The sequence below is a fragment of the Neolewinella aquimaris genome, assembly GCF_014197245.1.
GTDB classification, from domain to species: domain Bacteria; phylum Bacteroidota; class Bacteroidia; order Chitinophagales; family Saprospiraceae; genus Neolewinella; species Neolewinella aquimaris.
Map to the genome: position 1 here is coordinate 385,343 of NZ_JACIFF010000003.1, position 23,790 is coordinate 409,132.

The 23,790-nt window shown below is 59.3% G+C and carries 19 protein-coding genes; 9 read left to right on the top strand and 10 right to left on the bottom strand.

All coding sequences use genetic code 11. The features are described from left to right. Positions 1 to 37: 37 nt before the first annotated feature. Genes recG through GGR28_RS08180 form a run of 3 tightly spaced genes read right to left on the bottom strand, consistent with a single transcriptional unit; the run spans position 38 to position 5,296 of the window. The gene (recG, locus tag GGR28_RS08170; RefSeq protein WP_183495273.1) at positions 38 to 2,167 is read right to left on the bottom strand and encodes an ATP-dependent DNA helicase RecG; all 2,130 of its coding nucleotides are present in this window, start codon (positions 2,165 to 2,167) and stop codon (positions 38 to 40) included. Between the two features lie 38 nt (positions 2,168 to 2,205). Beyond that, on the bottom strand, positions 2,206 to 2,952 hold the full coding sequence (gene rlmB / locus GGR28_RS08175) for a 23S rRNA (guanosine(2251)-2'-O)-methyltransferase RlmB (protein ID WP_183495274.1): 747 nt from the start codon (positions 2,950 to 2,952) through the stop codon (positions 2,206 to 2,208). Between the two features lie 19 nt (positions 2,953 to 2,971). Beyond that, positions 2,972 to 5,296, bottom strand: coding sequence for a CotH kinase family protein (locus tag GGR28_RS08180; RefSeq protein ID WP_183495275.1), 2,325 nt, complete (start codon positions 5,294 to 5,296; stop codon positions 2,972 to 2,974). A gap of 68 nt (positions 5,297 to 5,364) precedes the next feature. Here GGR28_RS08180 and GGR28_RS08185 point away from each other — a divergent pair, with 68 nt between their 5' ends. Continuing rightward, positions 5,365 to 6,246 (top strand): aldose 1-epimerase family protein, encoded by an 882-nt coding sequence (locus tag GGR28_RS08185; RefSeq protein ID WP_183495276.1) that lies wholly within the window; start codon positions 5,365 to 5,367, stop codon positions 6,244 to 6,246. Positions 6,247 to 6,249: 3 nt separating this feature from the next. On the opposite strand, the gene GGR28_RS08190 is transcribed toward GGR28_RS08185, so the two are convergent. Together GGR28_RS08190 and GGR28_RS08195 are read right to left on the bottom strand one after the other, a co-directional pair. Then, the gene (locus GGR28_RS08190) at positions 6,250 to 7,494 is read right to left on the bottom strand and encodes a DUF4350 domain-containing protein (RefSeq protein ID WP_183495277.1); all 1,245 of its coding nucleotides are present in this window, start codon (positions 7,492 to 7,494) and stop codon (positions 6,250 to 6,252) included. Between the two features lie 23 nt (positions 7,495 to 7,517). Then, entirely contained in the window at positions 7,518 to 8,183 is a 666-nt protein-coding gene (locus GGR28_RS08195) for a DUF4129 domain-containing protein (protein ID WP_183495278.1), read from the bottom strand. 141 nt (positions 8,184 to 8,324) lie between these two features. On the opposite strand from GGR28_RS08195, the gene GGR28_RS08200 reads away from it, so the two are divergent. Then, positions 8,325 to 8,657: a DUF2853 family protein gene (locus tag GGR28_RS08200; protein WP_183495279.1), complete on the top strand. Its 333-nt coding sequence runs from the start codon at positions 8,325 to 8,327 to the stop codon at positions 8,655 to 8,657. On the opposite strand, the gene GGR28_RS08205 is transcribed toward GGR28_RS08200, so the two are convergent. Next, positions 8,654 to 9,286 carry an SDR family oxidoreductase gene (locus tag GGR28_RS08205; RefSeq protein ID WP_183495280.1) on the bottom strand — a complete coding sequence of 211 codons (633 nt, stop codon included), beginning with the start codon at positions 9,284 to 9,286 and terminating at the stop codon, positions 8,654 to 8,656. The genes GGR28_RS08200 and GGR28_RS08205 overlap by 4 nt on opposite strands. A 13-nt stretch (positions 9,287 to 9,299) precedes the next feature. Continuing rightward, on the bottom strand, positions 9,300 to 9,887 hold the full coding sequence (locus tag GGR28_RS08210; protein ID WP_183495281.1) for an SET domain-containing protein: 588 nt from the start codon (positions 9,885 to 9,887) through the stop codon (positions 9,300 to 9,302). Positions 9,888 to 10,047: 160 nt separating this feature from the next. On the opposite strand from GGR28_RS08210, the gene GGR28_RS08215 reads away from it, so the two are divergent. Both GGR28_RS08215 and GGR28_RS08220 read left to right on the top strand, forming a co-directional pair. After that, positions 10,048 to 11,286: an acyl-CoA dehydrogenase family protein gene (locus GGR28_RS08215; RefSeq protein WP_183495282.1), complete on the top strand. Its 1,239-nt coding sequence runs from the start codon at positions 10,048 to 10,050 to the stop codon at positions 11,284 to 11,286. 85 nt (positions 11,287 to 11,371) lie between these two features. Next, positions 11,372 to 13,030: a M23 family metallopeptidase gene (locus GGR28_RS08220; RefSeq protein WP_183495283.1), complete on the top strand. Its 1,659-nt coding sequence runs from the start codon at positions 11,372 to 11,374 to the stop codon at positions 13,028 to 13,030. Here GGR28_RS08220 and GGR28_RS08225 read toward each other — a convergent pair. Beyond that, positions 13,027 to 13,362: an ArsR/SmtB family transcription factor gene (locus GGR28_RS08225; RefSeq protein ID WP_183495284.1), complete on the bottom strand. Its 336-nt coding sequence runs from the start codon at positions 13,360 to 13,362 to the stop codon at positions 13,027 to 13,029. The genes GGR28_RS08220 and GGR28_RS08225 overlap by 4 nt on opposite strands. A 321-nt stretch (positions 13,363 to 13,683) precedes the next feature. Here GGR28_RS08225 and GGR28_RS08230 point away from each other — a divergent pair, with 321 nt between their 5' ends. Both GGR28_RS08230 and secG read left to right on the top strand, forming a co-directional pair. Next, complete coding sequence (locus tag GGR28_RS08230; protein WP_183495285.1) at positions 13,684 to 14,505, top strand: hypothetical protein; 822 nt, start codon at positions 13,684 to 13,686, stop codon at positions 14,503 to 14,505. 4 nt (positions 14,506 to 14,509) lie between these two features. Then, entirely contained in the window at positions 14,510 to 14,773 is a 264-nt protein-coding gene (gene secG, locus GGR28_RS08235) for a preprotein translocase subunit SecG (protein WP_183495286.1), read from the top strand. Positions 14,774 to 14,853: 80 nt separating this feature from the next. Here the strand turns inward: secG and GGR28_RS08240 are convergent, their stop codons facing one another. Continuing rightward, entirely contained in the window at positions 14,854 to 16,785 is a 1,932-nt protein-coding gene (locus tag GGR28_RS08240; RefSeq protein ID WP_183495287.1) for a sodium:solute symporter family transporter, read from the bottom strand. 72 nt (positions 16,786 to 16,857) lie between these two features. Continuing rightward, the gene (locus GGR28_RS08245) at positions 16,858 to 18,327 is read right to left on the bottom strand and encodes a hypothetical protein (protein WP_183495288.1); all 1,470 of its coding nucleotides are present in this window, start codon (positions 18,325 to 18,327) and stop codon (positions 16,858 to 16,860) included. A 279-nt stretch (positions 18,328 to 18,606) separates the two neighbouring features. On the opposite strand from GGR28_RS08245, the gene GGR28_RS08250 reads away from it, so the two are divergent. The 3 genes from GGR28_RS08250 to GGR28_RS08260 all read left to right on the top strand — a co-directional run bounded on the left by GGR28_RS08250 (position 18,607) and on the right by GGR28_RS08260 (position 23,785). Then, a complete protein-coding gene (locus tag GGR28_RS08250; RefSeq protein ID WP_183495289.1) occupies positions 18,607 to 21,816 on the top strand; it encodes a SusC/RagA family TonB-linked outer membrane protein in 3,210 nt (1,069 codons plus the stop codon). 62 nt (positions 21,817 to 21,878) lie between these two features. Next, complete coding sequence (locus tag GGR28_RS08255) at positions 21,879 to 23,375, top strand: SusD/RagB family nutrient-binding outer membrane lipoprotein (RefSeq protein WP_183495290.1); 1,497 nt, start codon at positions 21,879 to 21,881, stop codon at positions 23,373 to 23,375. Positions 23,376 to 23,392: 17 nt separating this feature from the next. Further along, positions 23,393 to 23,785, top strand: coding sequence for a hypothetical protein (locus GGR28_RS08260; RefSeq protein WP_183495291.1), 393 nt, complete (start codon positions 23,393 to 23,395; stop codon positions 23,783 to 23,785). Positions 23,786 to 23,790 lie beyond the last annotated feature (5 nt).

The window sequence follows — 23,790 nt, forward strand, 5'->3', positions numbered from 1 at the left end:
GCCCGTAACGAGATCTCGTTACGGGCCGTTTTTTTTGTTAAGAAATAAGACTCCAGCCCCTGATGGCTTTCAGGTTGCGCTCCAGATGCGCCCCGAGTCTTCGGTGTGGAGGCTTTTCGAGCTTCGGATCATCGGCCAGGATATCCTTGGCCTTGTCCCGGGCTACGGAAAGAATCCTGCCGTCCTGCGCCAAATCGGCAATCCGCATCTGTAAAACACCGCTTTGTTGGGTCCCGTCGATCATGCCGGGTCCCCGCAACTTGAGGTCGGCCTCGGCAATCTTGAATCCGTCGGTGGTGGCTACCATGGTATTGATCCGCTGCCGCCCCTCCTTACTTAGCTTAACGCTGGATAACAAAATGCAGAAGCTCTCTTCCGCCCCCCGCCCCACGCGGCCCCGCAACTGGTGCAACTGACTAAGCCCGAATCGCTCGGTATGTACGATCACCATAATGGTGGCATTCGGAACGTTCACCCCCACCTCGATCACCGTGGTAGCCATCATGATCTGCGTCTCCCCGTTTTTGAAGCGGGCCATCTCGAAATCCTTATCCGCCGGCTTCATCTTACCGTGTACGACGCTGATCTGGTAATCCGGTCGGGGAAAACGGACCAGCATTTCGTCGTACGCGGCCTCCAGCGCCAGCAGGTCGAGTGTTTCGTTCTCTTCGATCAAGGGATAGACGACGTATGCCTGACGCCCCTTGGCAATTTCCTCCCGAATGCGCCCGAATACCCGCTCCCTGCGGTGCTCCGTAAAGTGAACGGTCTTGATGGGGGTTCTGCCCGGCGGCAATTCGTCGATAACGCTCACGTCGAGGTCGCCGTAGGCGGTCATGGCCAGCGTCCGGGGGATCGGCGTGGCCGTCATCACCAGCACGTGGGGCGGGTAGGGGCTGTTTTTTTTCCAGAGCTTCGCCCGCTGCTTCACCCCAAAACGGTGCTGCTCGTCGATGATCGCAAGCCCGAGGTTCTTGAACACTACGGGAGGCTCGATCAATGCATGGGTGCCCAGGAGAATATCGATCTCACCGGCTGCGAGGTCCTCCAAGATTTGCCTGCGGGCCTTCCCCTTCACGTTGCCCGACAGAAAGGCTACCCGCAGATCCATGCCATTCAGGTACTCCCGGATGGACTCGTAATGTTGGTACGCCAGGATCTCGGTGGGGGCCATCATGCAGGCCTGGAAGCCATTGTCGAGGGCCATCAGCATCGACATCAGCCCGACCATCGTCTTTCCCGAACCGACGTCTCCCTGTAGCAGGCGGTTCATCTGGATGCCCCGGCCGAGGTCCTGACGGATTTCCCGCAGCACCCGTTTTTGTGCCCCCGTGAGGCTGAAGGGTAAAAATTCCTGGTAGAACCGGTTGAAGTGCGTTCCGATCTGCCCGAAGGCGTAGCCCGCCACCTGTGCTTCCCGGCTTACCTTGAGCTGCAACAACCGCAGCTGCAGCAGAAACAATTCCTCGAATTTTAGCCGGCGCACGGCGGCATCCAGCTCCGCCTGACTGGCCGGTAAGTGGATCGATCGTACCGCATCGTAATGGCTGATGAGCCGCAATTCCTCCCGTAAGTATTCGGGCAGCATGTCCGGCAGATCGGCCGGCTGCAGCTGATCGATCACGCTGCGGATCAACTTGCGCCGCCCCCGCGTATCCAGCCCCCGCTTATTGAGCTTTTCGGTGCTGGCGTAAACCGGCTCGAAGGTTGCCGCCTCCTCCGCCACCGCACGGGCCGCCAGTTCCATTTCCGGATGGGTGATGTTCAGCTTGCCGTTAAACTCCTGTACGGTACCGTACACCACGTATTCTTCCCCGATCTTGAAGGTCCGGTCCAGGTAGTTGACGCCGCGAAACCACACGAGTTCGAGGGCCGCCCCGCTCTCGTCGCGTAGCCGGCCCACCAGCCGTTTCTTGCGGTTCTCCCCCTTGGTCATGAGCGTGACCAGCTTCCCCCTGATCTGCACGTTGCCCTGATCGGGCAACAGGTCGATGATGCGGTAAAATTGGGTGCGGTCGACGTAGCGGAAGGGGTAGCTGTAGACCAAATCACCCAGTGAGAAGATCTGAAGCTCCTTGGCCAGGAGTTCGGCCTTGGCGGGCCCGATGCCCCGCAAACTGGCAATGCCACGGTCCAGTACACCGGCCTTGGAGACGGAGGGCGTCATGCTAAGTTAAAACAATTTGCGGTAAATATACGCAAGCATCAGCCCATTCCCATACGTTTGCGCATGGTCTCGTAGAGGAGAATACCCGCGGCAACCGACACATTGAAACTATTGAGTGTACCCGCCTGCGGTATTTTAAAGGTCACGTCCGCCGCCCGGGCCACGCCGGTACTGATGCCCTCGTCCTCGGCTCCCATCACGATACACAGCGGCCCAGTGAGCTCGATGTCGTGGAGGTATCGCTCCGCTTCGAGATCGCTGGCGATCACACGGACGCCACTCATCTGTAGGAATTCGACGGTGTTTACGAGGCTCTTTTCGCGGCACACGGGTATTCGGCTGAGCGCACCCGCACTGCTCTTCACCGCATCGGCGGTCAGCCCGGCACTGTTCTTTTGTGGAATGATGATCGTCTGTGCGCCGCACACTTCGGCCGAGCGTGCGATGGCACCTAAGTTCCGTACGTCCGTCACCCCGTCGAGGAGGAGGAACAGCGGCGTCTCTCCCCGTTCGTATACGAGGGGCAGGATGTCCTCCACGCTATGGTAGGCGGCGGCGGCAAGTTGCGCGACGACCCCCTGGTGATTGCCCCTCACCATTCGCTGTAGCTTCGCCTGGGGAATGAGCGTCATGGGTACCGCGTGTAGTTTACACGACTGTCGCAGCTCCTTCTCAAACTCCCCCCGCGTACCCTGTTGCAGGTACACTTTGTCTACGGGTTGGCCCGCCGCCAGGGCTTCGAGTACCGGGTGGCGGCCGTAAATGAGGTCCTCACGTTGCTTCATGCCCGCAAGATAGTATCATTCAGGAGGGGCGGGGACGCAGGTGCAATGACCGTACAACCCCCACCACCAGCAGTACCGCGATACCCACGCCGATCCGGGCCCAGAAGTTCTGTCGCGTGATGACGGCGCTTTGCAGGTGGGCGGGGTTAGCAAAGCCGGGGGTGCCGCGACCGGCCTCCACCACCCAGTTGCGGTGCTTGCTGTTGTCGAGGCCGGGTAGGGCCAGCGCGTAGGAGAAAGAACTATCCCGCTGCGGGGGAAGCTGGTAGGCAATGGCGTTGACGTAACTGCCGTCTTGACTGAATAAGCCGATGCGTTCGTCCTCTTTGTTCAGCCCAAAGGGTAAGCCGCTGATGAAGTCCGGCACCTCGGGATAGATCACCCGGAAGTTGCTCTCCTCCCGGCAGATCACGAGGTAGGCACCGGGCTGCAGGGTGCCGGCCGGCAGGGTAAACCTCCGGTCGCTGTTGTCCGTCAGGTACCAACCGGTCAGGTCGGCGGCTACCGTTCCCCGGTTGTGTAATTCCAACCAGTCGCCGGCAAGTTTGCTGCGGGGGCATACCTCGTTGATGATCACCTCTCCGGCCAGCGCGTGGGTGGCGGGCGTGAAGACGGCCCTGATGCGGTACGCCTGATCTCGCTGCAGGTCCAGTTCCAGTCGGGGAGCGGCATCGTCAATCCCTTCCCACCCTACAAAGTGATACCCGGGCTCGGGGACGGCTTCCAGGGTAATTGGTACGTTGGCAAAGTACGCTCCGGTAAGGCCGTCGCTCGCCACGTGCAGGTTTTCGTTGAGTATGATGTATCCCCCACGCCCCGCCGCCAGGTCTACTGATCGATCGTCCCCCCCACGGAAGAATTGACGAAAGTGCTCACGCAGGTAGTCCGGCCGGAGACGAGCAAACTGCCGGAGCTTGTCGATGTGGTACTGCCAGTAGTCCGGACGTTGATTCCACCGCTCCAACTGTCGCGGCATCTCAACCGCTACGGAGGCAATTGCCGCTTCGGTCCGCTCCGATACCGCCTCGGCACTGAAGTCGGTATGCAGGTAATCGAGGGTACGGTTGACGAAGCCGCGCCGGTACCGGGGGTTGGTGAGCAACTGCCGCTGGAACAGGGTGGACCAGGGCGGATTCGGCCACTGGGGGCCGTGGGCCTCAGTATAAAATTCCAGGGTATTGATCTTCCATCCTTCCTCCCGGTGCAGACCGAACCCCTGGTCGACGTCGTAGAGGATCCAGCGAAATCGCTCACCGGGACCGTCGGGCCGCCAGTAGCGGATGTTGCCGCCGGCGTCCCGGTTGTCGAAGTAGGTCTGGGCGATCTGGAGCCGCTGGAAGTTGTCGATGTCCATGAGCTCGCCCAGCCGTTCGTAATTCTCCGGTAGCGTGAGGTCGGAATTGATGATAAAATCGCGCAGCCGTTCGTACTCCCGGGAGCTGCCGTGTTTGACGGTCAGTTCGTGCTCGAGCAGGCTCAGGGAATCCTTGTCGACGTCGTGGCGATCGGCCAGGAAGCGCGGATTGATCTTTTCGCGCAGGTGGTACAGCCCCCAGTACTTCCCGTTGAGGTAGACCCGCACCGGGCGGGCGTCCTGTAGGTCGAGATCCCAACTTTCGTCGCGGAGCAAACCCGTCAGTAGGGCATCGCGAATGTAACTGCGGCCCCAGTCGGACCCCCCGTTGCGCACGACCAGGAAACGGAAGTCCCGGTTGCCTTCCGGTCCGAAGAGGGGGTAATCGATCTTCTTGTTGCCGTACGCCTTCCGGCCGGAAAGGGAAAAGGACTTCTGGGGGAAGGTGCGGCTGAGGCCACCGAACATCCGGAAGCCGAGAACGCCGCTGTGAACGGTAGTGCCGTCGGATTCGATGAGGTCGACCTGGCCGGGAAATTCCTTACGCGTCCACCAGTTGGCGCCGGTGGGATCCCACTCGCTGGTGCCGGGATCGGGACCGGGCATGAACCAACCGGAAACGGGGTTGAACAACCGCCAGGGGTCAATGCCTACCGAAACCGTGAGCAGCTCCGACGCCGGCTCATCGATGAGGTAAGTGCCGCCGTGCTCCGGCCCGGACTGGATAAAGCCATCGAAGACCGCTGCCCGCAGCACCGTGGTGGCGGTGACCTTCACGGGACGCCCGTCGTACTGTCGGGACCTCGGATCGGGCCGGCTGCCATCGGTAGTGTAGTACACCGCTCCTGCGTCCCCGCCCGAAATAAACACGTCCTGCGCGTTGCGGTAAACGCCGGGTGCCGGGTCAAAGGATAGCAGTTGTGCCTGCGCGTCAACGGAAGCGACGGGCGGGAGTAGAAGGAGGGCGAAGAGGATTAGTGTGGGGCGCAAGCCGGAAAGGCGTAAATGATTACTTTGTGGCAGCCTAGTTTTGGCTGCACCAATTTACCAAATTCCCAATGGATTTTAGCCTGCACAACGACCAACTCAGCATCAAGATTCAGTCAACCGGAGCGGAGTTGAAGAGCCTGGTCAAACGGTCTACCGGCAAGGAATACATTTGGGAGGGCAATCCCGACGTCTGGGGAAGCACCGCGCCGGTACTTTTTCCCATCATCGGCAAGCTCAAAGACGACAAGACCACCATCGACGGTCGGGAGTACCGCATCCCCAAGCACGGCATTGTTCGCAACAACGACAAGCTCGAATTCTTCTCTAAACTCGAAGATCGTATCGTGTTTCGCCTGTGCTCCGACGAGGAAAGCCTGGAGCAGTACCCCTTTCACTTCGATTTTCGCATCACCTTCCGGCTGCGCAACGAGCACCTGATCATTTACCACGAGGTGATGAACACGGACGATAAGCCGATCTTCTTCCATCTGGGCGGACATCCGGCGTTCCGGGTGCCCTTCTTTGAGGGAGATACCTACGAAGATTACGTGCTGCGGTTCGAACACCCGGAAGCCAGCCAGAGCTACCGCGTCACCGAGCAGGGGACGATCAGCAACGAAACCCGGCCCGTACCCTGGCAGGAAGACGGTACTATACTGCCGCTCACCCACGATCTTTTCGCCGAGGACGCGCTGGTCTTCAAGGATCTCGAGTCGCGCAGCGTCATTCTCGAAAGCCGCAAGCACGGGCCGGTACTTAAATTAGATTACGCCGGCTGGACTCACCTTGGCATCTGGGCCAAAACGAACGGCGACTTCGTATGCATCGAACCCTGGATCGGCCTGGCGGATAGCGCAACGTCCGGTGGTGAATTTGTACGCAAGGAAGGCATCGTCGAGTTGCAACCTAACGAAGTGTACGAGATGAGCTACGACATTAAGATCCTGTAAGCCCTACCCGTACAACGGTTCGATCGCCCGGTAGAAACGGAGCAAGTCACCGTCGTGGAGGGCCTTCCCCGACGAAACAACCCGAATCTGCAGCAGGGCCCGTTCGACCACTTCGGGGGGCAGACCGCAGCGACTAGCAAGATCGGCCGGCGGGGGATCTCCCTCGGCCCACTTTACCCCGAAACGGTGATTGAGGTGCAGGCGTAGAAAAGCCAGTTCGCGTCGGGCCAGAGCGGCATGATTGCCCTTTTGGTACAGGAGCCGGCCGATGGTATCGATGAACCGGCGACTGCCGTTTTCCCGCGGCGGGATAATGGGGATGATGCGTTGCCGGCGCTTGCCCCGAAAAACCACGAAGAGGATGGCCCCGGCCAGCAGGGTGTACCAGGCAAAGGCCAGTTCGCGCCGCTCCAGTACGTAGAGCAACGTCCGGTTGCCGTTGAGCAAATTTCTGCCGCCCGTATAGTTGCGGGGAGTGGCACCCTGCCCCCCGACGGAGTTGGGGTCCCGGCGGTAGCGACGGTGGTATTCGTCCCAGTAGATCGGCCCCTCGGCGATCACGGACAGCATCGCTTCCGGATACCGGTACGCCGTCGAATCTACCAGGAACCAATTGGTAAAAAAGACGGGATTGGAGTGAAAGTAAAAGTTGCCCCTGCCCCAACCGAAGCGGACGAAATTGATCCCGCTGGTGTGGAGCACGCCCAGTACCTGATTGTCGAGGGTCTCGTTGCAGAGTAGCCGGTCGCTGACCACGTGTAGCGCGGTAGGGGTCGGCTTCCAGAAACGGATGTTGACCAGGTGAAAACTATCGCCAGCGGGGTAGCGGTAGGTGGTGACCGAGTCGACCATCACGAGCGGAAAGCGCTCATTGCCGTAGCCCGCGTAGTCTTCAAACTCTTCGTAGTAGCAAGCGTCACCGAATAAGTGATAGGCCAGGTCTTCGGGTATTTCGGTTGCGGCCAGGAAGACGGTATTGCCTCGCTCTACGTAATCGAGTAAGCCGGTCACGGCACGCTCCCGGTAAAAGGGCCAGTGACCGATGAAGACGTAGTTGCTCGCTGTAGCGGTGTCCAGGCGTTCGAGATCGAGGCTGTCCCGGAGCACGGTCATCCCCTCGGGCCGCGCCGCGAGTAACTCGTACAGGGTGTAGAGGTCGAAGGGAGACTGTTGGTCGTAGCGGTACGATTCAGACCAGTCGACGGAGGGACAGCCGAAAAGGGTCAGCAGTGCCAGACCTAGCAGCAAGCGCGGAGGATGGGCGATTGATTTCACGGGATACGGGCCTGCAAATTGGTGAATACTCCGTGGGCAACCCGGTAGCTGAGGCGGTCGATGCGGTGCTTGCCGTACCAGTATCGTTCGTAGGTTCGGACGGCTTGGGCAAATTCTTCACTCAGTGGGTGACCGTCTAGTTGCGCCCGGTAATCCCGGTTGCTGAAGTGTGGTCGGTACCCAATCAATTGAGCGAGCTGGAGGCGATTGAGCAGGTCGAGGTACAGCAGCCGTACCGCTAAGTCGTACTGTGCGGCGGCCTCCGCTCGCTGCAGGAGTTGCGGAGAAATTCCACGGCTCACCAACTCTTCCTCCCGTACCTCGGATACACTGACGGGGCCGGCAGCGGTTTCGGAAGAGGATTTGCCACTTCGGGTGGAGCCTAGGTCCTTCTGTATCCGGTGCAGGAGAACGGCCAGACCGATCAACAGCAGGACGGAAACACCCACGATCAGGGGCCAGCGGAATGCCCCAAAGTCGAGGAGGGGACCGGTAGGTTCGGATTGCGCTACTGTTTCGGGCACCTCCGGTGGTTGGTATACTACTTCCTGCCGCAGTTCACCGTGACGCTCCGCCGGAAAGATCGGAGACCCCGTCTGCCCCCGTACGGCGAGGGAGAGGCAAAGCAACAGAAAGACGCAGGCGTTCGGAATTGGCGACATTCGGGCGGGGTGGGTGCGGCTAAGGTAGGGGTTTGGCGGACGGGCCCAAACAGCGGTTGCGTATGCGCTGGACTGCGATATTTTGTTAAATTACCAGCCTTTCGAACCGCCGACCCACTGTGTCGGCATAAAATCATGCACGTGAGTAAATTTGATGAGAAGGTAGCTGCCTACGAAGCTTCGTTGGAAAAAATCGACAAGGGCGGCGATAAGGAGCTGCTCCGCAAGGTGGCTAAGGGTCTTGGCCCATCGATCTACAACAACGACTCCAACAAGGTCGCCTGTAGCGATAAGGCGGAACTGAAGCGGGTGGTAGACAACTTCTGCAAGAAGAAGCTGGGCATGACCGACGAGGCGAAGGCGATGGAAGCCGTACAGTCCGTATGCAAGCAGTACGTCGACCGCAGCAAGCACCGCGCCGTATTTTACTACCTGGTCGTAAAGGAACTGGGTATGGAAAGCCACTACGGCTAGTCGGCCTTCAGTACCAATCTTCCGGTAAGCCCTTCCGTCACCGTCCGGTACACCAGGTCAGCCACACTCGTGGCGGCCAGGATGCGGGGCGGTGGCGTTTCGCCTTCCCAACTACTCGTCAGCGTCGCGCCCGGCGCAATGAGCGTGGTGCGTACGCCGCTCCCCGCCAGTTCCTGGGTCCATCCATCAAACAGTCCCCGTAGTGCTTTTTTCGTGGCAGCGTAGGCCGTCATGTGGGGAGAGGGGTCGTCCGTTGCCGTTGATCCGATGACCACCAGGTGTCCGCTCCCCCGGGCGATCATGGCGGGCAGCAGTTGACGGGCAGCGTGGTGGTTGGCCACGACATTGAGCCGCCAGGATTCTGAAAATACGTCGCGTTCCCGGTCGAGTAACCCCCCCGGGGCGTAGTAACCCGCGTTGAGGATCACTACATCGTATTCGCCACTCAGGTCGGGAGATTCGTTCAGATCGGCCACCACCATCCTGACGAGGCCCGGGAATGTATCCCGTAGGTTCGACAGTTGTTCTTCCGTGCGGGCCACGGCCGCTACGTGGTTTCCGGCGGCGGCAAACCGTTCGGCACACGCCCTCCCGATTCCCCGCGAAGCTCCCGTAATGAGTACGTTCAAGTGCAGGTATTGATCAGTCGCTGTGCTTCAGGGCGAGTACGGAGCGGTAGGCGCGGGGGTCCGCCAGAAAGGCGTCCAGCGCCTGCTTCGTTTCGGCATCGACGAGCGGCAGCAGGGGTTGGGCTACGGAAGTGAAGTGAGTCATCGACTGGATGACTTTCCGGTCCCACTCCCGGTAGTGGCGGTCGAGGTCACCGGGGCCTACGCATCCGCGGCAATTGGTGTGAGAACAGACCAGCGGCATCGCGTACTGTAGATTAAACAGCCCGTACTCGTCGGTAATTTGCTCTCCGGCCGCGATGTCCCGCAGGGCGATCTCGAAGCCGTAGCCGGTGCTCATGGTATTGCAGTTGCAGCAGTGGTTGACGTACTTGGCAAAATCCCAGCTCACGATACGGTTTCCCCGCTCGTCGATGTAGGAGTATTTCTCCATCACTTCCTGCATCGGGAGGGTGTGCTGCTGAAAGGCTTCCGGGGAGATGACGATTTCCAGGCTATCCTTTACGTAAACGATGGTGCCGGCCGGGATTGGAGCAGTGGCAAAGACGCCGTAGCCGATGTCGTCGCCGATAAATCTTAACTCGGTATCAGGATGAATCACAACCGATTGGGTTTTTTTCTTCAAAGTAAACCATTCGGCAGGTGGGGCGGGATTATTTTTTGTCGCCCGCCGGTTTAGCGGTGGAATCTCAGCCCCCGGGGTGGTGAAGCAACGCCGCCGAGTACGTACTTTTACCTCACAATCATTTAGTTGTCAGCTCATGCCCGAAACCACCACCCCCCCCAAGAAATTTACCACCAAAGCCGACTTTCACCATACGGCCCGCGCCGATCGCTACCAGTTTCACGACTACTACCTGGTTGACGACCTGCTCGAAGACCACCACCGCATGGCCCGGCAGGCCGTCCGGGACTGGGTGAAGGCGGAGGTAAGCCCCATCATCGAGGATGCGGCCATGCGCGGCAAGTGCCCCACCCACCTGTTCAGAGGACTGGCGGAGGTCGGCGCCTTCGGGCCCAGCCTGCCCGTCGAATACGGCGGCGGCGGCATGGACGAGATCGCCTACGGCGTCATCATGCAGGAACTCGAACGCTGCGACAGCGGGTTGCGCTCCATGGCCTCGGTGCAGGGAAGCCTGGTGATGTACCCCATCTTTAAGTACGCAAGCGAAGAGGTCAAACGGAAGTATTTACCCAAATTGGGCAGCGGGGAATTCATCGGTTGCTTCGGTCTTACCGAGCCCGACGCCGGCTCCGATCCCGGTAGCATGCGAACCACTATCGTCGACGACGGAGATGCGTACCTGCTCAATGGTGCCAAGATGTGGATCACCAACAGCCCCATCGCGGACCTGGCGGTAGTCTGGGCGAAGGACGAGGAAGGTAAGGTAAGGGGGATGGTGGTCGACGCCGACGCCCCGGGATTCAGTGCGCCGGAGATTCACGGGAAGTGGAGCCTGCGGGCGAGCATCACCGGCGAATTGGTTTTCGAAAACGTGCGGGTGCCGAAGGGCAACGTCTTTCCCGATATTCGTGGCCTGCGCGGTCCGCTAAGTTGCCTCAGCAAGGCCCGCTACGGCATTGCCTGGGGAGCCATCGGTGCTGCCCTCGACTGTTATGACTCGGCCCTGCGCTACGGACTGGAGCGCGAACAGTTCGGTAAGCCCATTGCCGGTTTCCAGTTACAGCAGAAGAAGTTGGCCGAAATGATCACGGAGATCACCAAGGCGCAGCTACTGGCGTGGCGCCTCGGTACCCTGGCCAACCGGGGCGAAGCAACGCCCGCCCAGATCAGCATGGCCAAACGCAACAACGTACACATGGCCCTGGAAGTCGCCCGCGAGGCGCGGCAGATTCACGGCGGTATGGGCATCACCAGCGAATATCCCATCATGCGTCACCTGATGAACCTCGAAACGGTACTGACGTATGAGGGAACGCACGACGTACACCTACTCATCACGGGGCACGACGTGACCGGGCTGAATGCATTCGGCTGATCCGGTCTGACCGGTGCGTATCTTTACCGCACCTCAAAGATCAGTTGTGAGAATTGTTTTTCTGTTTTGTGTTGGGCTCACATTTTTGTTGCCCTCCCACCTCTACGCCCAGTACACCCCGCCCCTGCGTGGGCCGCTCCTGGTCACCGGTACCTTTGGTGAACTACGCAGCGATCACTTCCACGGCGGCCTCGATTTCCGGGCGGCGGTCGGTACGCCGGTCTATGCCGTGAGGGAGGGCTTCGTAAGTCGCATCAAGATCACCGGCGGCGGTTACGGGCAGGCGATCTACATCGATCATCCCGACGGAAAGCGAAGCGTATACGGTCACCTCGAAGTGCTGGCACCGGAGCTTCTGGACACGATCCGCAGTCTGCAGTACGCCCGGGAAACGTTTGAAGTGGACCTGTCCCTCGGAGCGGAGGACTTCCCGGTCACCGCCGGCCAGCGAATCGGTGGGGTAGGAAACCGCGGGTTCAGTTTCGGACCGCACCTCCACTTCGAGATCCGGGAATCGGCCACCGATGCACCCCTCAATCCACTTTCTCTGGGCTTTACGATACCGGACACCCGAACCCCCCAGTTGCGGGAACTTAAGCTTTACGAGTTCACCGAGGAAGGAGAGCCAGGAGCCACCCGGATATTCAACCTGCTGGAGAAGGAGCTGCCCGACACCATTCGCGTCCGCTCGGATCGGGTGGGCTTTGCCCTAAAGGCCTTCGACCGACAGAACGTCATGCCCAACTGGAACGGCATTTACGGTGCCCGAATTCTGGTGGACTCCGTCCCGGTATTCTCCTTCACCTACGACCGCATCCCTTACGAAAAGACGGAGTACCTGAACGCACTGACCGACTACGTCGAATGGAAGCGCAACAAATCGTGGTACTACCTGCTCTTCGCCCGTGTCCCGGAGGCGATGTTCTGGAAGTCGGTGCCCGACGGCAGCGGTACGGGGGTGATCCGCTTGCCGGGCAACAACCCGGTTGCTATCTCCGCCGTTGTTCGGGACTACGCCGGCAATGAGTCGATCGCCCGCTTTATCGTGCAGCGCGACCGCTCATCTGTATCTTCCGCTGCTCCTGCGACCCCGCCAGACCTGCCCTTTCAGTATTTTCTGCCGCAGGGAGAAGCGAGTGTCATCGACACCGGCGGGCTGCGGTTGGAGTTGGGTGAGGATGCGCTGTATGCGCCGTTGCGCTTCCGGTACGTCAGGTTGGTGGATGAGTCGGCGGGATACCTGAGCGATACCCACCAACTGCAGGATGAGGAAACCCCGCTGCACGGTAGTGGAAAACTCACCTTGCAGCCCCGGGCACCGATTCCCGAGCGCTTGCGGGATAAAGTCTACATCGGCCGCTGCGGCAAGGACGGGAAATTCAGCAGTGTGGGGGGCGAGTGGCTTCCCGATGGGGGCATGATGACGCGGATTAAGGGCTTCGGCGATTTTGCCATGCTGCTCGATACCCTCCCGCCCCGGATCAGGATCGAACGGTTCGGAACCGATCTGCGGCGGGCTGCGGGCTTCAGTCTTCTCATCGATAACGATGAGGGGGGTGGATTGACCTACCGGGGAACTGTAGACGACAAGTGGGTGCTTATGGAATACGACGCTAAATCGGGCCGCCTCTCGCACACCTTCGAGGGCAAGCTGATCGCGGCGGGGAGTAGTCACCGCTTCGAGCTGACGGTAAGTGATTCACGGGGGAACGAGGCGCGGTTTGAGCGGACGTTTCGACGTTAATTCTGCAGGTTGGCGATGAAATCGACTATCTTCTCTAGCTTTTCGCGGTCGAGGGAGTAGAAAATGTACTTTCCATCGCGTTCAGATATGACAATTTCCGCTTTTCGTAGGATCGCCAGGTGCTGGGAGGCTACTGACTGCTCGATCCGCAGGGACACGAAGATGTCGGTAACCGTGATCTTTCCTTCCGATTTAAGGAGTTCGATGATGTCCCGGCGTAGATCGTGATTGAGCGCGCGCAGCAGGCTTACCGCTCGGCGAAGTTGCTCAGAATCAATGTTTAAACGACGATCGTCGGGATCGGGTGGGTGGTTTTGATCGTTTGGAAGCATCGGACGCTGGATAATTAAGATATAAGCTACGACTTTACATCCGATCTCCCCCAACGGATGAGGACAAATTCCACCTGATTAGGGGCAAAAAAAAAGCCTTTAACGGTTAAGTTAAAGGCTACATAACAAACACTATGAACAACACAAGATCTTTAGGGTGGTGTGTATGATTTCGGGTCGATCACAAAGATAGGAACAAAAAGACCACTTTTTTACAAAATTTAACAAAAGGATCTTCTTTTTTTCCGAATGGTGGTGAATTATCGCCCCATTTGCACGTTCAGGGGTTTCAACCGACCTTCGGCTTTCGCACCGCGATCTATGAATAATCAATCAATCCTTCGCTACCTCGAACAGCCCGCCCTGCTGTCGGAAGTGAGCATGGAGGAACTGTTGCAGCTGGCTAGCGATTATCCGTACGCCCCAAACGTGCGCCTGCTCGTCGTCATGAAAGCCCGGCAAGACCACGATCCTGGTTTCGAACGCTACCTCAATCGGTTCGCGGCGGCTACGTTCGACCGGCCTCACTTGTTCGATCTGCTGGAGGCCATCAAGCGATCGGAAGAGGAGCGCGGTGAGGTCCTCGAACTTCTCGAGCTCGAAGAGCTGGAACTGGCCCCCCTGGCCGACCCCTTTGAAGAATTGCCCTCCCGCCTCAATGAAATTCAGGCACCGGATCCGGTAGCCCCGCGCCCGGTACCCCCCCGGAGCACACCGTCGGATCCCGTATTTCCTTCCACTACACCAAAGCGACCGGTACAACCGGCAAACGAGGGGAATTGGATTGAAACCGCATCCGCCTACCACGCCGTCATCCAAAGAATGCCCACGCCGCCGCCCGTTACTTCCACCCCTCACCCCGAAGACCCCGCCCGCTTCGCCGAAGTCGTGCGGCGCAGGCGAGACCGGGACAGCCTGCGGTCGCGGCTAAAGCAGTTACGAAACCTCCGGGAATCGGGTGGGAGCACGATCGGCGGAGATGGTGAAACGGGCGCGGTGGTAAGCGAAACGCTGGCCGCCCTACTGGTGAAGCAGGGGCAGTACCAGAACGCGATCCGGATGTACCGCCGGCTCAGTTTGATTTATCCGGAGAAAAAGACGATCTTTGCCGGCCTCATTAAAGAAGTGAAGGAAAACTTATAGCCCCATGGTCAATCTGCTTACCATCCTGACCGGCGTAGTCTGTCTGCTGCTCATGCTCGTCGTACTCATCCAGAATCCCAAGGGCGGTGGCATCGACTCCACCTTCGGTGGCGGACAGGCCAACCAAATGCTCGGTGCCTCGCGCTCTACCGACGTCATCGAGAAGGTGACCTGGGGACTGGCCATCGCACTGTTCACCCTCTGCATCCTTACCGCCCTGGCCGTTAGTTCGGTCGGTGCCGGTGCCTCGCTCGACGCTAACTTCTAAGCTTAGGCGCAACCCAAACGTAAAATCCCCCGCTCACGGCCGTGAGCGGGGGATTTTACGTTTGGCCCTTGCCTCCCTACTTACGCGAGGAACGTATAGATGAAGGCGAGCAGCAGAATGATGGCGATGGCCGCGATGTTGAAGCCCATCCGGGTCCGGAAGAGCGCCGGATCCAGGTCGATGGCCTTGTAATCGTCCGCCGTCTTATCGGTGTACAGCAACGCGATCACGATCACCGAGAGCACCACGAAGATCCAGGCCATGAGTTCCGGTACGCCGGGCACGGGTTGCAGCAGCAGGCGGATGCCGGTTGCCAGGCCCACCCCGATGACGGCAATACTGAGGCCGTTGCGAAGCTTGATGTCCTTGATCAGTTTGCCGCTCAGGTCGCGCTTCTGCTGTTCACCGTAGCCGGCGACCTTTTCCTGTTCCGCGACCTGCTGTTGCTTACTCTTAGCGGTCAGGGCACTTACCACGATCATCAGGGCGGCGGAGAGGAGGAAGATGAAGGCCATCCGGTCGAGGAAGGGAAGGTCCGGCATCAGCTGTTGGAAGGCCCAGGAGAGGGGTACCGATGCAAGGACCACGACCAGCGCGGCCTGTGAGGTGCCCCGGCGGTAGAACATGCCGAAGACGAATACCGTAAGTACCCCCGGACTGATGAAGCCCGTGTACTCCTGGATGATCTGAAACACCTGTCCGGCATTAGCCAGCGCCGGTGCCACCATTGCGCCGATCAACAGAGCAACGGCGGCCGAAATCTGGCCGACCCTCACCTGCCGGCCCTGGGTGGCGTTGGGAGCAATGAACTTGTTATAAATGTCCATCGTGAAGATGGTCGAGGTCGAGTTTACCATCGAACTGATGGAGGAGCCGATGGCGGCCACCAGGGCCGCGAAGGTGAGTCCTTTGAATCCTACACCGACGTAGTTGGCCAGTACCCATGGAAAGGCCTGGTCGGCCTTGGTGATGGGAAGGTTAGCGGGGTCTTGCTCGCGCAGCAGGTACCAGGCGGCGATGCCGGGCAGGACGGCGAAGAAGGGGATGAAGAGCTTCATGAAGGCCGCGAAGGCCACGCCCCGTTGTGCCTCGGGCAGGTCCTTGGCCGCCAGTGCCCGCTGGATGATGTACTGGTTGTTGCCCCAGTAGTAGCTGTTCACGATCCACATACCACCCAGCAACAGGGCCATGCCCGGCAGCAACTGGAAGGATGACTTGAACTGGTCGCCCGGCTGGAGGGTCGTCGCCACGCCGTCCGGGGTTACGCCGGTGGAAAGTTCGTGGGCATTGGCTACGTCGAGGTAAGTGTCGCCGGGTTCGAAGAGCATCTCAAAGTGATCGGGGAGGGTATTGAACAGGTTCTCGATGCCGACGATAAAGTTGCCGTCACCCACTACCGTAAGTATCCCGTAAGCAGCTACCGTGCCGCCGACCATCAGGACGACCACCTGCACGACGTCCGTCCAGACCACCGCCTTCAGACCGCCGAAGATGGAAAAGGAGGCAGAGTACAGGACGAGCCCCACAATGCCGATCCACAGGTCAACCCCCAGCAGCGTCTGAATGGCCAGCGCGCCCAGGTACAGTACCGTTGCGATGTTCACAAAGACGAACAGCGCGATCCAGAAAACCGACATGATCGTGCGGACGGTGCCGTCATAGCGCTCCTCAAGAAACTGGGGCATCGTGTAGATCTCCTGTTTCAGGAACACGGGCAGGAAAAATTTGGCCACCAGGATCAGCGTAATGGCCGCCATCAGTTCGTAGGTCGCGATCGCCAGTCCCAGCTCAAAGCCCGAACCGTTCATGCCGATGATCTGCTCGGCCGAAATATTGGACGCGATCAGGGAGCCGCCCACCGCCCACCAGGGCAGGCTACGGCTGGCAAGGAAGTAGTCGCTCGCTGTATTCGTCTTCTCCCGGTTAGCAATCCACACCCCAAAGGCAATGACGGAAACAATGTATACGGCAAAAATGATCGTATCGATCGTACCTAGCTGACCTAACTCCATGATGTTCCTTTAAGACGTTGTGAGTGCTCGACGCCACGGTGGCGTAAAGCGCGACAATATAGGCCCTTATGCTCACTTAAGTTGATCGACGTTCAGGTATCTCAGCTCCCTCAGGTGAAAGACGTTCTCCCGTAGTGGCGCTACCCGCTCCGCAAAATTCGCCCGCGCCACGGCCTCCTCACTGCGCAGCAGCCCCCGCAACAATTGCAAGATCAGGGAGGGATAGGGGCTGCGGTAGCCGATCCGACCGAGGTAGCGCGCCAGGTTATTGACCCCGTAATCCACAAACTCGGTATGCCCTAGCCGGTAGTGGCACCACAACTGCAGTAGCCGGGCGTACACCATCAGGTCGTAGCGCAGCGTACTCCGTTCGTTGAGTACCGGCTCCAGGTAGTCCAGGGCCAGCTGCCGTTCGCCGTTCAGTACGCACAACACCGCAAGCTTGTAGTACAGGACGAGCTGCTTGTGGCGATCCACCCCGACCACTGCCCCGATGCGTTTGCCGATCTCGCGTAGTTGGGCGGGGGCGCAGGTGCCGGGCAAATCGAGTAATAGCTGGTTTAATTCGGCACGGAACAGAACGATCTCGGCCATAATTTCGCTATTCCGCTGCTGCCGGGTGCCCTGGGTGTGGGACAAAAACTCCTGCAGGCGGGCGTAAATGCTCCGGTGATCCTCCGCATCGCCCAGGAGGAAAGCAACGAGCAGCCGGCGGTCCATTCCTTTGATGTAAAAGTTCGCATCCCGCTCGCGTAGTTCGCTGCGGGCCTCGATGATGTCCGTCCAGCTGGCCGTATGAACCTTCGCCTGGTCTAGCTGCAACTGATTGTAGTGGTACCAAAAGCGGCACTGGTGACCGAGTACCCGCTCTTTATAGGTTGCCGTAGCCGGCACCGGATCGCTGAAGTAGTGATGGTACAAAGCGTAGAAGTTACGGGCCTCGCGGGGAGTAGATACGTGGCCGTGCTCGATGAAGTGGCGCTGGAGTGTAAGCTGCAGGTTGGACTGCCGTACGGTACTGCTCATCACCTCCTGTCGCTTGCGGCTCTCGGAGGTAAGGGAGGTCATGCGCTCCGTAGAGGATCGGGTAATGTGCCGGCTCTCGATGGTTTTTTCGAAGTCAATGATGAGCAGATGGTGCAGGTCGAGGTGGAAAGAGAAGGCCAGCTCCTTCGCGCGGGCCAAAATCTTTAGGGCGTGCAGGTAAAGTCCCCGGTCGTAAAGCAGGTTGGCGTAGTCGATTTGTTCCCTCACCTGGACGCCGGGGTCGCGTCGCCGGTGCTGGAGCCGCAGTGCGTCGAGGATTTGTCCGTACAAATGCCGTTGAATATTGACTAGTTGGGTCGGTCCGCTCAGGTCGAGTAGTTTCTGTAATCCGGGGTCTTCCAGCGTACCGCCGTTGCTCAGGTGGCGGAACAGTCGGTAGAACTTATCGGAATTGGCGGATGCGGTTCGATTGGTGTGACGGGTGAAGAAGCGTTTTTCGGAACTGTCCAGGCTGGCGATCAGCTCCATTAGCATCTCTTTTTTAGCTATTGACATAACAAAAGGGGCGGGAAATGGGGGTGGGATGAAGCACGCGGTTCAACTAACGAGTGTGCTTTAATAGGGTGAATACAGCCAGTTGGTTCGCGGCGGGACGAATATATCCCGGACGAAACGGGGGCAAATGTAAAGTTAAGCCATCACAATATCGGCTTCTTTATGATTTGAATCCCCCCCGCTGCTGTAGTGAAATTTGTGGCACAGATTTACCGATCGGGATCCTGCAAGAACACTTTTTCCTACTCACGCCTCACCGGGCAGCATCCTACCTAGTATATGAAACTTCTCAGACACCTCGCCGGCTTGTTCCTGCTGCTATCCGGCAGCCTGCTCGCCCAACAACGCACCATCAGCGGTACGGTCACCGATGATGTCGGATCGCTCATCGGAGCGACCGTAATGGCCGAAGGGACCACCATTGGTACGGTCACCGACTTCGACGGCCGCTTCGAACTCACGCTGCCGGACGCAGTCGACAACCTGATCGTTACCTATACGGGTTACGAAAGCCTTACCCTCCAGGTAGGTACCGAAACTTCCTTTGCCATCATTCTACGGGAATCTGCCCTCGACCTGGAGGAAGTGGTAGTGACCGCACTGGGCGTGAAGCGGGAAAAGAAATCGCTCGGCTATGCCGTCCAGGACCTTGCCGGTGACGCCCTCGAACAGACCCGTAGCACCAACGTCGTCAACGGCCTGTCGGGAAAGGTTGCCGGACTGCAAGTGACGGCGGCCAACGTGCCGGGCGGCGGATCCCAGGTGACCATCCGGGGAAACTCCTCGGTGCTGGGCAACAACCAGCCCCTGTACGTGATCGACGGAGTACCCATGGAGGGCGACTTCGCCACGCCCATCGACGGAGCGGTAGATAACAACGTCTACGGGGGTGGCATCTCCGAGATCAGCCCCGACAACATCGAATCGATGACCATCTTAAAGGGAGCGAACGCCGCGGCCCTCTACGGAAGCAGGGCGGCAAACGGCGTAATCCTGGTCACCACGAAGAGCGGCAAGGGGGCCGATGGCCTGACGGTCAGCTACTCCGGCAGTTACTCGGTAGAGAATCCGTTCGTAACCCCCCAGTTTCAGAACATCTACGGAGGGGGCACCGGCGGAGTCACCTGGTATGCCGACGGCCGCAACGGAGGCATTACCGACCCCCTGGCCGTGGAGCAGTTCCGTAGCGCCTACCCCGATGCGCCCCTCGTGGGTACCGCCGGGGTAGACGAAAGCTGGGGAGCGCCCATGGACGGACGACTGGTGCGGCAGTGGTGGACGGGTACCGAGGTAGCGCCCCTGGTCCCCGTCCCCGACAGCTGGAGTAATTTTTGGGATACCGGCAAGACGGCCAACAACACCCTGAGCATCTCCAACAACTACGGCAGCGGCAACTTTCGCTTCAGCTTCGGACAGATGGATACCAAGGGGCTGATGTACAACAACGACTACAAGCGCAACAACTTCCGCCTCAACATCGACCAGGAACTGGCTCCTAAATTCCGGGTGAGCGTAAGCTCGGAGTACGTAAAGTCAGGCAGCGACAACCGCCAGCAGCCCGCACTGTGGGAATTGGGGACCTGGCACCACCGCCACGACGACTGGGGCCTGCTGCGCGATTACGAACAGTATATGGACGTTCATATTGTTAGAGAAGGCGATCAGTACCCTTATGCCAACTGGCAGCATTCGTTTGCCGAGAACCGGTTCTACGAGCAGCTTTACCTAACCAATAGCAACGACAAGGACCGGCTACTGGGGAACATCGCCTTCACTTATGATTTTTTACCCAGCCTTAGCCTAATGGTGCGGGGCGGTACGGACCTTTGGACCGACACCCGCCGCTCCATCAACCGCTCGGAACGCATCAAGAGCGGTACCGAACGCACCCAGTCTTTCAGCGAAGATGTACTGCGCCGCCAGGAAACCAACCTGGACTTTATCCTCAGTTATAACAATTATTTTGGAGAAAACCTCAGCCTTAACGCCCAGTTTGGGGGCAACCACCGCACCAACTATTACAAGCGCAATTACATCGGAGTCAATGACGTAACCATTAACGGCCTCTACAATGTCGCCAACAACGCCAGCCAGAACACCAACGCCAGCCGCATCGAGGAAAAGGAAGTGAACTCGTTCTTCGGAGCCGCCAGCTTTGGGTACAAAAGTTTTCTCTACCTGGACGTGACCGCCCGCAACGACTGGTCGAGTACCCTTCCCGCCGCCAACAACAGCTACTTCTACCCCTCCGTCAGCCTGAGTGGCGTGCTCACCGATGCCTTCGATATCGGCTCGTTCATCCTTAGCTACGCCAAGGTGCGCGCCGGCTGGGCGCAGGTGGGCTCCGATACCGACCCGTACCGCCTGCGCCAAGTGTACGATCCGACCACCCCCTGGAATGCAACCACGCCGCTCTTCGCCGAACAGGCTTCCATCGCCAGCACCGACCTGCGGCCGGAAAGAACCACCGGTAAGGAGGTTGGCCTTGACCTTCGCTTCCTGAACGGGCGGATCGGACTGGACGTCACCGGCTACGAGCAAACGACCGAAGACCAGATCATCAACATTGCCGTCAGTCGCGCAACGGGCTACGAAAGCAAGCTCATCAACGCCGGCAAGGTGAGAAACCGGGGAGTAGAAGTCGTGCTGACCGGCGCGGTGATCGACCTGCCGAAATTCGGATGGGACGTCGCGATAAACTACGCCAAGAACGAAAACACGGTGCTCAAGCTGTTCACCGACGAAAGCGGCAACGAACTGGAAACCATCGTACTACAAAGCCGCCGTGGCCTCAGTCTGGAAGCCCGGGTGGGTGAGCCCTTCGGTACCCTCTTCGGAAGTGGGTTCGCCCGGGTTCCGGACGGCCCGCTGGCCGGACAGGTGATCTATGAGGATGGAATACCGGTCAAAGATCCGGACCTGAAGGTGCTGGGCAACGTCTCGCCGGACTGGATCGGAGGAATCCGCAACAACTTCCGCCTGGGCGCCTTCAGTGCCAACTTCCTGATCGATGCCCGGCTCGGCGGCAACATTGCCGAGGAGAGTTCCTCCATCGGGATGCAAACCGGTGTCTACGAACTCACCGCCGTCGGACGGGAAGAGGGCGTGATCGGCATCGGGGCCCGCAACATCGGTACGGATGAAGCACCGGAGTACGTAGTCAACGACGTGGTGAACGAAACCCGCGACGTAGTCGGTGCGCTGAGCGTGCGCTACGCAAACGAGGGCGCCATCTTCGACGCCAGTTACGTGAAGCTGCGGGAAGCCGGACTCACCTACGCCCTGCCCGCCGTCCTCCTCGATCAGGTATCGTTTCTGCGCGCGGCCAGCATCAGTATCATCGGGCGCAACCTGGCAATGCTCTACAGCAACCACAGCCAGGTGGACCCGGAATTCAACAGCTACGGCGGTAACCTGCAGGGAGCCCTAAACTATACATCGATCCCCAGCACCCGCAGCTTTGGCGTCAACCTGAATGTGACGTTCTAAGCCAGTTTCACCGCTCTAACGGCATTGGATCGCACCTGCGTCCCCGCCCAAAAAACAATACGATGAAAGCACTATTTACGCTGCCAGTCCTGGCGCTGCTCCTCCTGTTTGCCACCTCCTGTGACGAGGGATTCGAGGAGCTCAACGCAAACCCCAACGAACCCGAACTGGTGCCGCCGGCAACGGTGTTCCCCCTGGCGATCCGCGAGTCGTTCGATCGCATCCACGGCCACCGCAACCGCAACGAACGCCTCAACCTCGACGGGGGGATGCTCTGGATGCAGTACTTCGCCCGCAACCAGTACGTAAACGAGGGTGATACGTATAACCCCGCGGCCACCCTCCGCAACGGTACCTGGGACGGATTCTACACCGAAAGTCTGGTGAACCTGCAGACGGTCATCAACCTCACCTCCGATCCCGAAGGAAGCTACTACAATCAAAACTTCGCGGCGGCGGCACTGATCATGCGGGAGTACGTCTACTCCATTATGACCGATACCTGGGGTGCCATCCCCTACGCTGAGGCCCTCGTAGGCTCCACCGAAGGCAACCTGGCCCCCGCCTACAACAGCCAGCAGGAGGTGTACGCAGCGATGCTCGCCAACCTCAAATCGGCCAGCGACCAGCTCGACGAAAACGGCCCCGCCATCGAAAAGGACATCCTCTTCGGGAGCGATATTACGGCCTGGAAGCGGTTTGCCAATAGCCTGCGCCTGCGCCTGGCGAACCGCCAGGCCGCCAAAGCCGAAACCGAGAGCCGCGCCGTCTTTGCGGAGATCCTGGGCAACCCGGCTCAGTATCCCGTCGTCACCTCCACCGAAGACGCCCTATTCTTCCAGCCTACCGCGCGGCAGAACAGCGAGAACAACAACAGCTGGCACGAAGTGATGGTCTTCAACAGCCGCGAGGACTGGTCGATCAGCACCACGCTGATCAATGCGATGTCGGACGGTGAAGGCAATGCTACCGATCCCCGGCTGGAAGTGTACGCCGAGACGGCCCAGGCCGGCGAGCGGGTGGGCAAGTACGCCGGCGCACCCAACGGACTGCCCGAGGGCGATGCCGTAGCCTACTTTACTACCGCCAGTCGTCCGGGTACCTACTTCATGCAGGAGTCGACCCCGGTCCCGATCATCACTAGCGCGGAGGTAAACTTCATCCTGGCCGAAGCCGCACTGGATGGGGATTATACCGCCGGACTTAGCGCAGCGGAGTACCTCGACGCCGGTATAGACGCCAGCTTTCAACAGTACGGACTCGCACGGCCGTCCGGTTACGGCAGCGGTCTGGAGGCGAGTAAGGAAACGATCATTACCGAAAAGTGGAAAGCGCTCTTTCCCCAGGGAATCGAAGCCTGGACGGAGTACCGACGGACGGGTTACCCCGTGCTGCCCGCCCCCGATCCACGGGCCGTAATGGAGAACGAAGGAAAGGTGCCCACCCGACTGCGCTACCCGGAGTCTGAATACAGCCTCAACTCCGCCAACGTAACCGCCGCCGTGAGCACGAACGGCGGACCCGACAACAAGCTCACCGCGCTCTGGTGGGCCGAATAACCCCAAACTATATACCGATGAACTTTCGTATCCTATTATTTCTCCCGCTTACTTTCCTCTGTTCCTGTCTGGACGACGAGCTTGCCTTTACGGTCGTCGCCTCGCCGGTCAACGCGGAAGTCGAAAAACTAGACGACGGCACCGGCGACTCCGTCAGCTACCGGGCCACCTTCACCGAGCTGGACAAGGAAAACATCCTCGACGTCAATATTGGAATCATCGCCACACCGGTCCCGGATCTGGAACTCAACATTTACAGTCAGACGCAGGACCTGCTCACCACCATCACGACGGACGAGAACGGCAAGGCACTGCTCAACCTACCTGCCACTTCCCTGTCGGGAGTGACCCGCCTCGAATGGTCCGGCACCCACAACGGAGCGGCCTTCCGCATTCTCACCAACCTTTAATCACT

Excerpts from the sequence above, each read along its gene's own strand:
- GGR28_RS08230 (WP_183495285.1), top strand. The coding sequence starts at position 13,684 with ATGAATAATCAATCAATCCTTCGCTACCTCGAACAGCCCGCCCTGCTG.
- GGR28_RS08240 (WP_183495287.1), bottom strand. The coding sequence starts at position 16,785 with ATGGAGTTAGGTCAGCTAGGTACGATCGATACGATCATTTTTGCCGTA.
- GGR28_RS08260 (WP_183495291.1), top strand. The coding sequence starts at position 23,393 with ATGAACTTTCGTATCCTATTATTTCTCCCGCTTACTTTCCTCTGTTCC.
- GGR28_RS08245 (WP_183495288.1), bottom strand. The coding sequence starts at position 18,327 with ATGTCAATAGCTAAAAAAGAGATGCTAATGGAGCTGATCGCCAGCCTG.
- GGR28_RS08255 (WP_183495290.1), top strand. The coding sequence starts at position 21,879 with ATGAAAGCACTATTTACGCTGCCAGTCCTGGCGCTGCTCCTCCTGTTT.
- GGR28_RS08250 (WP_183495289.1), top strand. The coding sequence starts at position 18,607 with ATGAAACTTCTCAGACACCTCGCCGGCTTGTTCCTGCTGCTATCCGGC.
- GGR28_RS08185 (WP_183495276.1), top strand. The coding sequence starts at position 5,365 with ATGGATTTTAGCCTGCACAACGACCAACTCAGCATCAAGATTCAGTCA.
- GGR28_RS08225 (WP_183495284.1), bottom strand. The coding sequence starts at position 13,362 with ATGCTTCCAAACGATCAAAACCACCCACCCGATCCCGACGATCGTCGT.
- secG (WP_183495286.1), top strand. The coding sequence starts at position 14,510 with ATGGTCAATCTGCTTACCATCCTGACCGGCGTAGTCTGTCTGCTGCTC.
- recG (WP_183495273.1), bottom strand. The coding sequence starts at position 2,167 with ATGACGCCCTCCGTCTCCAAGGCCGGTGTACTGGACCGTGGCATTGCC.
- GGR28_RS08195 (WP_183495278.1), bottom strand. The coding sequence starts at position 8,183 with ATGTCGCCAATTCCGAACGCCTGCGTCTTTCTGTTGCTTTGCCTCTCC.
- rlmB (WP_183495274.1), bottom strand. The coding sequence starts at position 2,952 with ATGAAGCAACGTGAGGACCTCATTTACGGCCGCCACCCGGTACTCGAA.
- GGR28_RS08215 (WP_183495282.1), top strand. The coding sequence starts at position 10,048 with ATGCCCGAAACCACCACCCCCCCCAAGAAATTTACCACCAAAGCCGAC.